This is a genomic window from Bradyrhizobium hipponense (genome assembly GCF_008123965.1).
GTDB lineage: Bacteria > Pseudomonadota > Alphaproteobacteria > Rhizobiales > Xanthobacteraceae > Bradyrhizobium > Bradyrhizobium hipponense.
In genome coordinates, this window is sequence record NZ_VSTH01000132.1 from 43,357 (window position 1) to 56,164 (window position 12,808).

9 protein-coding genes and 1 tRNA gene are annotated in these 12,808 nt (G+C 62.7%); 3 read left to right on the plus strand and 7 right to left on the minus strand.

The annotated features are described in order from the left end of the window. Window positions 1-19: 19 nt before the first annotated feature. The 5 genes from lon to FXV83_RS32575 all read right to left on the minus strand — a co-directional run bounded on the left by lon (window position 20) and on the right by FXV83_RS32575 (window position 7,056). A complete protein-coding gene (lon, locus tag FXV83_RS32555; protein WP_148743668.1) occupies window positions 20-2,443 on the minus strand; it encodes an endopeptidase La in 2,424 nt (807 codons plus the stop codon). Between the two features lie 328 nt (window positions 2,444-2,771). Next, window positions 2,772-4,043, minus strand: coding sequence for an ATP-dependent Clp protease ATP-binding subunit ClpX (gene clpX, locus FXV83_RS32560; RefSeq protein WP_148743669.1), 1,272 nt, complete (start codon window positions 4,041-4,043; stop codon window positions 2,772-2,774). Window positions 4,044-4,515: 472 nt separating this feature from the next. Further along, on the minus strand, window positions 4,516-5,151 hold the full coding sequence (locus FXV83_RS32565) for an ATP-dependent Clp protease proteolytic subunit (RefSeq protein WP_148743670.1): 636 nt from the start codon (window positions 5,149-5,151) through the stop codon (window positions 4,516-4,518). A 277-nt stretch (window positions 5,152-5,428) separates the two neighbouring features. After that, window positions 5,429-6,790, minus strand: a complete 1,362-nt coding sequence (gene tig, locus FXV83_RS32570; protein ID WP_148743671.1) for a trigger factor — start codon at window positions 6,788-6,790, stop codon at window positions 5,429-5,431. Window positions 6,791-6,971: 181 nt separating this feature from the next. Beyond that, a tRNA-Leu gene (locus FXV83_RS32575) sits at window positions 6,972-7,056 on the minus strand. 153 nt (window positions 7,057-7,209) lie between these two features. Here FXV83_RS32575 and FXV83_RS32580 point away from each other — a divergent pair. Then, a complete protein-coding gene (locus FXV83_RS32580; RefSeq protein WP_148743672.1) occupies window positions 7,210-8,514 on the plus strand; it encodes a multicopper oxidase domain-containing protein in 1,305 nt (434 codons plus the stop codon). Between the two features lie 4 nt (window positions 8,515-8,518). Here the strand turns inward: FXV83_RS32580 and FXV83_RS32585 are convergent, their stop codons facing one another. Further along, on the minus strand, window positions 8,519-10,018 hold the full coding sequence (locus FXV83_RS32585; RefSeq protein WP_148743673.1) for an NAD(P)H-hydrate dehydratase: 1,500 nt from the start codon (window positions 10,016-10,018) through the stop codon (window positions 8,519-8,521). A 377-nt stretch (window positions 10,019-10,395) separates the two neighbouring features. Here FXV83_RS32585 and FXV83_RS32590 point away from each other — a divergent pair, with 377 nt between their 5' ends. Together FXV83_RS32590 and glnA are read left to right on the plus strand one after the other, a co-directional pair. Beyond that, complete coding sequence (locus FXV83_RS32590) at window positions 10,396-10,734, plus strand: P-II family nitrogen regulator (RefSeq protein ID WP_007603495.1); 339 nt, start codon at window positions 10,396-10,398, stop codon at window positions 10,732-10,734. A gap of 152 nt (window positions 10,735-10,886) precedes the next feature. After that, the gene (glnA, locus tag FXV83_RS32595; protein ID WP_148743674.1) at window positions 10,887-12,296 is read left to right on the plus strand and encodes a type I glutamate--ammonia ligase; all 1,410 of its coding nucleotides are present in this window, start codon (window positions 10,887-10,889) and stop codon (window positions 12,294-12,296) included. Between the two features lie 105 nt (window positions 12,297-12,401). Here the strand turns inward: glnA and FXV83_RS32600 are convergent, their stop codons facing one another. Further along, on the minus strand, window positions 12,402-12,779 hold the full coding sequence (locus tag FXV83_RS32600) for a helix-turn-helix domain-containing protein (RefSeq protein WP_148743675.1): 378 nt from the start codon (window positions 12,777-12,779) through the stop codon (window positions 12,402-12,404). Between the last annotated feature and the right edge of the window lie 29 nt (window positions 12,780-12,808).

Sequence of the window (12,808 nt, forward strand, 5' to 3'; positions counted from 1 at the left end):
TTTTATCATCTTATGGAGCTTAGTGAGCGGTCAGGCCGCCGGCGGCTTCGTCACCGTCCGGCTTCACCGTCACCTTGGTGTCCTCTTCCCAGACGATCGGCACCGGCTTCTTCACCAATGCCTTGGCGACGACGTCATCCAGCCGCGAGACCGGAATGATCTCCATGCCGCCCTTGATCGCATCGGAAATCTCCGTGAGATCCTTGGCGTTGTCCTCGGGGATCAGCACCGTCTTGATGCCGCCGCGGGCAGCGGCGAGCAGCTTCTCCTTCAGGCCGCCGATCGGCAGCACGCGGCCGCGCAGCGTGATCTCGCCGGTCATCGCGACATCATGGCGGACCGGGATGCCGGTCATGACCGAGATGATCGCGGTGGCCATTGCCACGCCCGCCGACGGACCGTCCTTCGGCGTCGCACCTTCCGGCACGTGCACGTGGATGTCGCGCCGGTCGAACAGCGGAGGCTCGATACCGTAGACGATCGCGCGCGAACGGACGTAGGACGCCGCCGCCGAGATCGATTCCTTCATCACGTCACGCAGATTGCCCGTGACCGTCATCTTGCCCTTGCCCGGCATCATGACGCCTTCGATCGTCAGCAGCTCGCCGCCGACGTCGGTCCAGGCAAGACCGGTGACGATGCCGACCTGCGGCTCGCTCTCGATCTCGCCGAAGCGGTACTTCGGCACACCCAGAAACTCTTCGAGAGACTTCTCGGTGACCTTGACCGACTTCTTCTTGGAGATCATCAGCTCCTTCACCGCCTTGCGGGCGAGTGTCGAAAGCTCACGCTCCAAATTGCGCACGCCCGCTTCGCGGGTGTAGCGCCGGATCAGAAGCAGCAGCGCCTCGTCGTCGATCGAGAACTCCTTGGAGTCCAGGCCGTGCTTGGACACCGCGTTCGGGATCAGGTGCTTGCGCGCGATCTCGACCTTCTCGTTCTCGGTGTAGCCCGCGATCCGGATGATCTCCATGCGGTCCATCAGCGGCCCCGGAATATTGAGCGTATTCGCGGTCGTGATGAACATCACGTTGGACAGATCGTAGTCGACCTCGAGATAATGGTCGTTGAAGGTCGCGTTCTGCTCGGGGTCGAGGACCTCAAGCAGTGCCGAGGACGGATCGCCGCGGAAGTCGGCGCCCATCTTGTCGATCTCGTCCAGCAGGAACAGCGGATTTGACGACTTCGCCTTGCGCATCGACTGGATGATCTTGCCGGGCATGGAGCCGATATAGGTGCGGCGGTGGCCGCGGATCTCGGCCTCGTCACGCACGCCGCCGAGCGAGACGCGCACGAACTCGCGGCCCGTCGCCTTCGCGATCGACTTGCCGAGCGATGTCTTGCCGACGCCGGGAGGCCCGACGAGGCACAGGATCGGTCCGGTCAGCTTGTTGGCGCGTGTCTGCACCGCCAGATACTCGACAATGCGGTCTTTGACCTTCTCAAGCCCATAGTGATCCGCATCCAGAACCGCCTGTGCGGCTTCCAGATCCTTCTTCACCTTGGACTTCTTGTTCCACGGGATCGACAGCAGCCAATCCAGATAGTTGCGCACGACGGTCGCTTCCGCGGACATCGGCGACATCTGGCGCAGCTTCTTCAATTCGTGCTGCGCCTTCTCGCGCGCTTCCTTGGAGAGCTTGGTCTTGGAGATCTTCTCTTCAAGATCAGCGAGCTCATCGCGGCCTTCGTCGTCGCCGAGCTCCTTCTGGATCGCCTTCATCTGCTCGTTGAGATAGTACTCGCGCTGGGTCTTCTCCATCTGGCGCTTGACGCGCGAGCGGATGCGCTTCTCGACCTGGAGCACCGAGATCTCGCTCTCCATCAGGCCCAGCACCTTCTCCAGGCGCTGCGTGACCGACAGCGTCTCCAGGATGCCCTGGCGATCCGCGATCTTGACGGCGAGATGCGAGGCGACCGTATCGGCGAGCTTGGCGAAATCGGTGATCGCCTGCACGACGCCGACGACTTCGGCCGAGATCTTCTTGTTGAGCTTCACATAGCTCTCGAAGTCGGACACCACCGAGCGCGCCATGGCCTCGGCCTCGACCGACTTCGCATCGGTGTCGGCGAGCGCAATCGCAGTCGCTTCGTAATAGTCCGCGCGATCGGTATACTTCTGCACGCGCGCACGCTCGAGCCCTTCGACCAGCACCTTCACGGTGCCGTCGGGGAGCTTCAAGAGCTGGAGCACGCTGGCAAGCGTACCGGTCTCGTAAATGGCATCGGGCGCCGGATCATCGTCGGACGCGTTCTTCTGCGTCGCGAGCATGATCAGCGCATCGTTCTTCATCACCTCTTCGAGCGCACGGATCGACTTCTCACGGCCGACGAAGAGCGGCACGATCATGTGCGGGAAGACGACGATATCGCGCAGCGGCAACACAGGATAAGCGTGCGTTTCGCCATGGACGATGGTTGGCCTGGGTTTTGGATTGGTCATGGCCTTTTCCTTTTGCTTTGCCCCCTTGCACGCAGCCCGCCATGCTCATGCGCAACCGCCACAAGGTGCCGAGGTGATCGGCAAAACCGGTCGGTCCTTCGCAGGGTCGGACCGGGCTCTGCCGGATCGGAACTGAGGCGAATCTTGAAGAAAATTCTTACTCGCCGCCGACATTAGGTGGCTATCGACCCGGGGGGTGTCAAGTCATCGAAAGACGCACGCCATCAGGCGCTTACGCACGCGGACAAGCGACGCAACACCGGCTGCGGAGATACGTTCCGCAGCCGTCATTTCTGACAGGACGATTAGAGCTCCCAGCGCCCTCGGTTTAGGCGCTGGCGTTCTCGACGGCGCGATCAGAGCGATCGGCGTAGATGTAGAGCGGACGGGCCGTGCCTTCCACGACTTCTCGCGAAATCACGACTTCTTCCACACCTTCCAGGCCCGGCAGGTCGAACATAGTCTCGAGCAGGATCGCCTCGAGGATCGAACGCAGGCCACGCGCGCCGGTCTTGCGCTCGATCGCCCTACGGGCAACCGCGCCAAGCGCCTCGTCGGCGAAGGTCAGCTCGATGTTCTCCATCTCGAACAGCCGCTGGTACTGTTTCACCAGCGCGTTCTTCGGCTCGACCAGGATCTTCTTGAGCGACGTCTCGTCGAGATCCTCCAGCGTCGCCACCACCGGCAGACGGCCGACGAACTCGGGGATCAGGCCGTACTTCAGGAGATCCTCGGGCTCGACGTGACGGAAGATCTCGCCGGTACGGCGGTCTTCCGGCGCCAGCACCTGGGCAGCGAAACCGATCGAGGTGGAACGTCCGCGCGCCGAGATGATCTTCTCAAGCCCGGAGAACGCACCGCCGCAGATGAAGAGGATATTGGTGGTATCCACCTGCAGGAACTCCTGCTGAGGATGCTTGCGGCCGCCCTGCGGCGGGACCGAAGCCACCGTGCCTTCCATGATCTTCAACAGCGCCTGCTGCACGCCCTCACCCGACACGTCACGCGTGATCGACGGGTTGTCGGATTTGCGGCTGATCTTGTCGATTTCGTCGATGTAGACGATCCCGCGCTGGGCGCGCTCGACATTGTAGTCGGCGGCCTGGAGCAGCTTCAGGATGATGTTCTCGACGTCCTCGCCGACGTAGCCGGCTTCGGTCAGCGTCGTCGCATCGGCCATCGTGAACGGCACATCCAGGATGCGGGCGAGCGTCTGCGCGAGCAGCGTCTTGCCCGAGCCGGTCGGACCGATCAGCAGGATGTTCGACTTCGCGAGTTCGACGTCGTTGTGCTTGGTCTGGTGGTTGAGGCGCTTGTAGTGATTGTGCACTGCGACCGAGAGGACCTTCTTCGCATGGCTCTGGCCGATCACGTAATCGTCCAGCACCTTGCAGATTTCCTTCGGCGTCGGAATGCCGTCGCGCGACTTGACCAGCGAGGATTTGTTTTCCTCGCGGATGATGTCCATGCACAGCTCGACGCATTCGTCGCAAATGAAGACCGTGGGACCCGCGATCAGTTTGCGGACTTCGTGCTGGCTCTTGCCGCAGAACGAGCAATACAGCGTGTTCTTGGAGTCGCTCGTGCCGACCTTACTCATTCATGTCTCCGTCCGCGGTTCGATCCCGTCCGCTCGATCGCTCTATTCCGGCACGACAGCCGGTACAGACCATCAAATAGAGCAAATTCCGTACCAAAAAAGACCCTATGCGCAACATCCCGTGCGAATCACGGTCACTCGATTCTCCGCGATCATAGCCGCTCAATCGTAGCCAACCATGCTGTCACCCGACTATCAAGAATTCGCTAATCGGGGAGCCGCTGGCTACCCGTGACAATACCGTGATTTCACGTCTTGGCACGGGCCAAGTGATCGAAATCACCCCGGCGTTGCTGGATTGCCACGAAAAACAAGCACGAAAGCGGAACTTTCCGCCTGCCGCGGGGCGCAAAGGCGCTCTTTTGCGCCCGTGCGAAGTGTGCCGTTAACGCCAACGGCGCTCCGACGATCCCGCAATCCCAACACGTATTCCAAGGATCTTCCAAGGATCGATATTGCAGCCCCGACAGTGTTACGGGGCCTTCGTGCCCGCCGGCTCCTCGGCGCGCTTGTCGATGACCTTGTCGACCAGGCCGAACTCCTTGGCGTCGGACGCGGTGAGGAACTTGTCGCGTTCCAGCGCATCCTCGATCGCCTTGTAGGTCTGGCCGGTGTGTTTCACGTAGATCTCGTTGAGCCGCTTCTTCAGGTTCAGGATTTCCTGGGCGTGCAGCATGATGTCGGTGGCCTGGCCCTGGAAACCGCCGGAGGGCTGATGCACCATGATACGCGCGTTCGGCAGCGAGAAGCGCATGTCCTTCTCGCCGGCGGCGAGCAGCAGCGAGCCCATCGAGGCGGCCTGGCCCGTGCACAACGTCGAGACCGGGGGGCGGATGAACTGGATGGTGTCGTAGATCGCAAGGCCCGACGTCACCACGCCGCCCGGCGAGTTGATGTACATCGAGATTTCCTTCTTCGGATTTTCCGCCTCAAGGAACAGGAGCTGCGCGACCACCAGCGTCGACATGCCGTCCTCGACCGGCCCGGTCAGGAAAATGATGCGCTCCTTCAAAAGGCGCGAGAAAATGTCGTAGGCGCGCTCGCCACGGTTGGTCTGCTCGACCACCATGGGCACGAGGTTCATGTAGGTTTCAACCGGATCGCGCATGAGTCACCTAGGTTTTTCGGACGCGGACGTCGCCACTCTTGGCTGCCAGTTTCCTGGCTGGATTTGCCTGAAGGCCGACGGACATCCCGTGATGCAGGAACTTTGGTAGAGGGTAAGCCACAGATATAGCCCAATTCGCGCCAGACAAGTGCGGAGCGCATTAAGGCTTAATCGTCGCGGCAGTTGAAGCTGATTCGCGCAAAGAGGCCCAGCCGGCCACCTGGCTAGTTGGGCCTGTTACGCAGATCATCCTTAACAGAAGGCGTTCTCAACGCCCTCAGGCGGCGGTCTTTTCCGCTTCGTCGTCCTTGTAAAGGTCCTCGCGCGAGACCTTCTTCTCGGTCACGTTGGCGAGTTCGAGGATGAAGTCGACGACCTTGTCCTCATAGATCGGTGCACGAAGCTGGGCCAACGCTTGGGCGTTGCTGCGGTAATAATCCCAGACTTCCTTCTCGCGGCCCGGCATCGAGCGCGCCCGCTCGATCACGGCGCGACCGACCTCGTCGTCGGTCACGGTGATCTTGTTCTTCTCGCCGATCTCCGACAGCACCAGGCCGAGCCGCACGCGGCGGTCGGCGATCTTGCGGTACTCTTCCTTGGCGGCATCTTCAGTGGTGTCCTCGTCGGCAAAGGTCTTGCCGGCGGAGTCCATCTCGGCCTTGACCGAGTTCCACATCAGATTGAACTCTTCGTCGACGAGCGAGGGCGGCGCCTCGAAGCGATGCGCCTCGTCGAGCTTATCGAGCAGCGCGCGCTTGACGCGCTGGCGCGTCGCGGTCGCGAACTCCGCAACCAGCCGCTCGCGCGCAGCTTCCTTGAGCTTGTCGAGCGATTCCAGGCCGAGCGCCTTGGCGAACTCGTCGTCGATCGCGATGTCCTGCGGCGCCTCGATCAGCGTCGCGGTGGTCTCGAACTCGGCCGGCTGGCCGGCCAGCTTGTCGTTCATGTAGTTCTTCGGGAACGCGACCTTCAGCGTGCGGGTCTCGCCCGCGCCGATTCCGGTCAGCTGCTCCTCGAAGCCGGGAATGAAGGTGTTGGAGCCGATCGCGACCTGGATGCCCTCGCCGGCGCCGCCCTCGAAGGCCTCGCCGTTGATGGTGCCCTTGAAGCTGATGGTGACGCGGTCGCCGGATTCGGCCTTCGCGCCCTCGGCCTTCGCGGCGTAGCCGCGGTTCGAATCGGCGATGCGCTTGATCGCCTCGTCGACATCCGTGTCGGAGACTTCAGCAACCGGCTTCTCGACCTGGAACGACTTGAAGTCGGCGAGCGCGATCGCCGGCACCACTTCGATCGCGACGGTGTAGGTCAGGTCGGACTTGCCCGACAGCAGCTCCTCCACCTCGGCCTGCTCGGTCGGCATCGTGATCTTCGGCTCGGTTGCGAGGCGGAAGCCGCGCTCGGAGAAGAGCTGCGTGTTAGTGTCGCGGATGGTCTGGTCGATGGTCTCGGCCATCACCGAACGGCCATAGACCTTCTTCAGGTGATTGACCGGCACCTTGCCGGGACGGAAGCCGTTGAGGCGAACCTTGTCCTTGAGATCGACGAGCTTGGCGCCGGCCTTGGCGTCAAGATCAGACGCCGGAACGCTGATCTTGAATTCGTGCTTCAAACCTTCCGAGACGGTTTCTGTGACCTGCATGGCGTCCAATCTTCTTCTCGTTCGGTCCCGGCACGTTGCGCGCCCGGACGCTGTCATCAATCGATCCAGCGCGCGAGGCCAATGCCCCTGCGCTAGTGGGTTCATCGGACCTGGCTCCTTGCGGAAAAACATCCGCGAGGAACAGCCCCCTTCAGTAATCCGTGCAAACGCTGAAAGCGCTTGGTGCGGGCGGAGGGACTCGAACCCCCACAACTTTCGTCACTGGAACCTAAATCCAGCGCGTCTACCAGTTCCGCCACGCCCGCGAGAATTTGCATCAAGACCGGCCGCGATGCCGAGGGCGGCGGGCTTATAGCATGAGCCTGCCCGTTCGCAGCAAAAAAATGGCCGTGTCGACACCCACCTCAACTAGGCATGGCGGCTGGACTTATCCAGCGCAGCATGGTCCGGATCGTCGCATGAAAACGCCGATTTTTGCCCCCTCCCGACGCGAGGTTGTGGCCGGCCTTGGGGCGTCGGCCGCGGGGATGATTGTCGGCGGGGCAGGCCCGTCCGTCACCGCCCAGCTCGCCCTCCAGGCCCGCCTCGCGAGTCTGGTTCTGATGCCGGCTCAGCCGCCTACACCAATCTGGGAGCTGGCTGCCGTAAGCCATATCGGGAACGTCCATCTCAAGCGCGGCGACGGCTGCGAGCTGGTGTTTCGGAACGACCTGCCAGTACCGCTTGGTCCAGTCTGGTACGGCCTTAACGGCGCGGCCGCGGCCGACCCGCTGCGGGGGCGCGCGCCCACCCCGCCAGACACGACTGAAACATCAATTATTTCAATACCAAGCGCAGGAACCTTGCTGGTTGACTTTCGCCTCTTCGAGGACGGTCTGACAGCGCCCGGCCGCCCGCTTTCGATCATCGCCGAGGAGACGAGCCGCCCGGCCGTCGACCGTGACGAGGTGCTGTTGATCGAGGAATGGCGCCTGCGGCCGGATGGGACCGCGCTTCCCCCGGGCCGCGACCCGAAGGACACTCAGCCGCTCTATACAATCAACGGGCAAACTTCATTCGAACTCTCAACCGCAGCCAACGAGCGGCTGCGGCTGCGCTTTATCAACGGCTCCCAACGTACTGTCCTGGCGATCAAATTGGAAAACCACGACGTCCGCGTAGTGGCCATGGACGGACAGCCGGCCGAGCCGTTCCCGGCTCGCAGCGGCGCTGTGGTGCTGGCCCCCGGCGCGCGTGTCGACGCATTTGTGGATACGGCCACATCGGCCCCGTTCCTGCTGCACGACGGCAAGGAGGCGCGCCAGGTCGGGAGCCTCACAATCTCCGGCAGACGGGAGCGGCGCGTCCCGCTGTCTGATCCACAGCCCCTCCCGTCGAACGGCCTCCCTGACCAACTCGACCTTAAAGGCGCCCTGCGGTTCGATGTCGCGCTCGGCGCATCCGAGGCCGGTTGGACGCGGCCTGCAAGCTTCTCCACCGCGTCCACCCCCGCCTTTCGCGCCAAGGCCGGCCGCACCGTCGTGCTGGCACTCAAGAACCCCGGGGCGGTCACCACTGTCTTCCGCCTCCACGGGCAGCACTTCCGTCTGCTCGACCGGCTCGACGATGGCTGGAAGCCTTACTGGCTCGACACGCTCGCAATCGAGCCCGGCCAAACCCAGCGCATCGCGTTCGCCGCGACCTCACCCGGACGATGGCTGATCGAATCCGTCGTGACCGACTGGGCGGCGCCGCTGCTGGTGCGCTGGTATGCGGTGGAGTGAGCGCTCAGTACTCCACCCCGAGCGCACCATAAATCCGCCGGTGCACTGCCGGCAGCGTCTCGGTCAGGTCTTCCGCGATCAGTCCCGGGCCCGCTTCGCTCGCCGCCTCGCCGTGCATCCAGACGCCGATGCTGGCGGCCTCGAACGCCGGCACGCCTTGCGCCAGCAGCCCTGCGATGATGCCCGAGAGCACGTCACCGGCGCCCGCGGTAGCGAGCCAGGGCGGCGCGTTGGCGGCGATGGTGGCGCGACCGTCGGGCGCGGCGATCGTCGTGTCCGGGCCCTTCAGCAGCACGACAGCACCGGAGCGCTCGGCCGCGGCGCGCACCCGCTCAAGCTTGGAGCGGTGCGGATATTTGTTGCTGAGATCGGAGAACAGCCGCGGAAACTCGCCCTCATGCGGTGTCAGCACCACCGCATTGTCCTGCGAGGACTTGATCGCTTCAAACAATCGCTCGGGATTTGCGGCAAAGCTCGTCAGCGCATCCGCATCGAGCACCAGACGCCGCTGCGCCGTGAGCGCGGTGTGGACGAAATCGCAGGTGCGATCGCCGATGCCCGCACCGGGGCCGATCATGCAGGTGTTGTAACGCTTGTCACTGAGGAGCTCGCCGAACTCGACCGCGGTATCGACGGGGCGGACCATGACTGCCGTGAGCGCGGCTGCATTGATGGCGAGCGCATCGCGTGGGCTCGCCAGCGTCACCAGCCCTGCGCCGGCGCGCAAGGCCCCGCGGGCGGCGAGCCGCGCCGCGCCGGTGGCGGCGGCGTCGCCCGAGACTGCCAGGACGTGGCCCCGCGCAAATTTGTGGCCGTCGATGCGGGGCACCGGAAAAGCTGCGCCCCAGAAATCCGGATCGTTTTCGAAGATCTGCGGCCTGATCTCGTCCAGCACCTGCGCGTCGATGCCGATATCGGCGACACGCACGGCACCGCAATGCACCCGGCCCGGCAGCAGCAGATGCGCCGGCTTCTTGCGGAAGAAGGTGACGGTCTCGGCGGCGTTCACCGCCACGCCCATCACGGCCGCGCTGGTGCCGTTGATGCCGCTCGGCAGGTCGACGGCGAGCACCGGCGCGCCGTTGGCGTTGATCGCTTCGATCATCTCGTGCGCCTCGCCGCCAACGGCGCGGCTCAGGCCCGCGCCGAACAGGGCATCGACGATCAGCGCCGGCCTGCCGATCGCCTGCGGATTGAACGGGAGCACCGGGTGCTTCCAGCCGCGCGCGGCGGAAGCCGCATCCCCCTGAAGCTGATCGCGCTCGCACATCAGGATCACCGAGACCTCGCGCCCCTGGGCGGCAAGCTCGGCAGCCGCGACAAAACCGTCGCCGCCATTGTTGCCGGGGCCGGCCACGATCAGGATCGGCCCCTCCTCCACCAGCGCATTGGCGGCTTCGGCGACCGCCTGGCCGGCGCTCAGCATCAGCTTGAAGCCGGGCGTGCCGGCCGCAATGCTGAGCTGGTCGGCTCGCTGCATTTCAGCGTTGGTCAAAACTTCCATGCCACTTCCCTGGTACAAACGCCTCTTCAACAGGCATCTTCCGTGCCGATCCCATACATGGGAATAGATGCCTGCACACACATTGATCGTTTGCCTATTTCGTAGTCTTCGGTATTTTGAGCCGGTCGGCTCCACCTATTAGAGATGCTCGTTAAAAGGCTGATAACGCTCCAACAATCAGGGGATTTGCAACTTGGCATAGACCCTGCTTTCGAGGAAGCCGCTTCGGTTCGTCGTGCTCACTGGCATATATATGGTGTGGCCGGCCGCTGCCGGGTTGGTCAGGCATCCCGGCACAGCGAAGACAAGCTCGTGCGTGAGAAAAGCGCATCCTGACGAAGACGTTGCTATTTGTTCGAAAGGCCGGGAGGCGCGCAGTGAAGAAAATCGAAGCCATCATCAAGCCGTTCAAGCTCGACGAGGTGAAGGAAGCGCTTCAGGAAGTCGGCCTTCAGGGCATCACCGTGACGGAGGCCAAGGGTTTCGGCCGCCAGAAAGGTCACGCCGAGCTCTATCGCGGCGCAGAATACATCGTCGACTTCCTGCCCAAGGTGAAGATCGAGATCGTGATCGGCGACGATTTGGTCGAGCGTGCGATCGACGCAATCCGCCGCGCCGCGCAGACCGGACGCATCGGCGATGGCAAGATTTTCGTCTCCAATATCGAGGAGGCGATCCGCATCCGGACCGGCGAATCCGGGCTGGACGCTATCTGAGCCGGGTGCTATCCCGCATTTTGCGACACTCTGACAAGAAATAAGGCTGCTTCGGCGGCCTGAATTCGTTTGTGCGGTCGCGCAAAACTCGCCGAAAGCGAGAATAATTTTGCTCATCTGGAAACCGACCCGCAGAGCCAAAAGGGGTATGCATGAAGACCGCCAAAGACGTCCTGAAATCGATCAAGGACAACGACGTCAAATACGTCGACCTGCGCTTCACCGATCCGCGCGGCAAGTGGCAGCACGTGACGTTCGACGTCAGCATGATCGATGACGATATTTTCGCCGAAGGGACGATGTTCGACGGCTCCTCGATCGCCGGCTGGAAGGCGATCAACGAGTCGGACATGTGCCTGATGCCCGATCCGGTGACCGCGACGATCGACCCGTTCTTCGCCGAGACCACCATGGTCATCACCTGCGACGTGCTCGAGCCGACAACTGGCGAGCCCTACAACCGCGACCCCCGCGGCATCGCCAAGAAGGCAGAAGCCATGGTGAAGTCGATGGGCGTGGGTGACACGGTCTTCGTCGGCCCCGAAGCCGAGTTCTTCGTGTTCGACGACGTGCGCTTCTCCTCGACCCCCTACAACACCGGTTTCAGGCTCGACTCTTCGGAGCTGCCGACCAACTCCGACACCGAATATGAAGGCGGCAATCTCGGCCACCGCGTCCGCACCAAGGGCGGCTACTTCCCGGTCCCGCCGCAGGACTCCGTGCAGGACATGCGCTCGGAAATGCTCGGCGCCATGGCCAAGATGGGCGTCAAGGTCGAGAAACATCACCACGAGGTCGCCTCCGCCCAGCACGAGCTCGGCATGAAGTTCGACACGCTGACGCTGATGGCCGACCACCTCCAGATCTACAAATACTGCATCCATCAGGTCGCGCACATCTACGGCAAGACCGCCACCTTCATGCCCAAGCCGGTCTATGGCGACAACGGTTCGGGCATGCACGTCCACCAGTCGATCTGGAAGGAGGGCAAGCCGGTGTTCGCCGGCAACAAATATGCCGACCTCTCGGAGACCTGCCTCAACTACATCGGCGGCATCATCAAGCATGCCAAGGCGATCAACGCCTTCACCAACCCGTCGACCAACTCCTACAAGCGTCTGGTCCCGGGCTATGAGGCCCCCGTGCTGCTCGCCTACTCCGCGCGCAACCGCTCGGCGTCCTGCCGCATCCCCTACACCGCTTCGCCGAAGGCCAAGCGTGTCGAGGTGCGCTTCCCCGATCCGCTCGCCAATCCCTATCTCGGCTTCGCCGCGATGCTGATGGCCGGCCTCGACGGCATCAAGAACAAGATCGATCCGGGTCCGGCGATGGACAAGGACCTCTACGACCTGCCGAAGGAAGAGCTGAAGCAGATCCCGACCGTGTGCGGCTCACTTCGCGAAGCGCTCGAAAACCTCGACAAGGACCGCGCCTTCCTCAAAGCCGGCGGCGTGTTCGATGACGACTTCATTGACAGCTACATCGAACTGAAGATGACGGAAGTCGAGCGCTTCGAGATGACCCCGCATCCGATCGAGTTCGACATGTACTATTCGGGCTGATCTGGCCCGACTGTATGCAACAAGCAAAAGGCGCTCCGCGAGGGGCGCCTTTTCGCTTTGAGGAGCATACGATGAGTAGAGCTCTTGCAAGGCCGCTCCTGCAATCTATGCGGCATCCAAACGGTATGGCCTGATCAAAAGCTCAGCAGGCACTTTCCAGGCTTCGCTGATCTTGAAGATCATCTCCACCGTCAGCGCACGCCTTCGGTTCAAAATCTCGGAGGCGCGCGAGCGGGAGCCCAGCAACTCAGCAAGCTCCGCCTGTGTATGCCCGCCCTCCTCAGTCAGATAGTTCAGCATGTCGATGGGATCGACGCGCGACGTATCGATCGGCCAATGTTCGTTCTCGTATTTTTCAACGAGCGTCGCGAGGATATCGAGCTTATCGCCGTCGTCGGTCCCAAGGTCGGCTCCCCAGAGCCGCTCGATCTCGGCGATCGCCGCATCATGATCGGCTTCGGTACGGATGGGGCGGATATCCATGATAGCTCCCTAGGGTTCAGACTCAATTG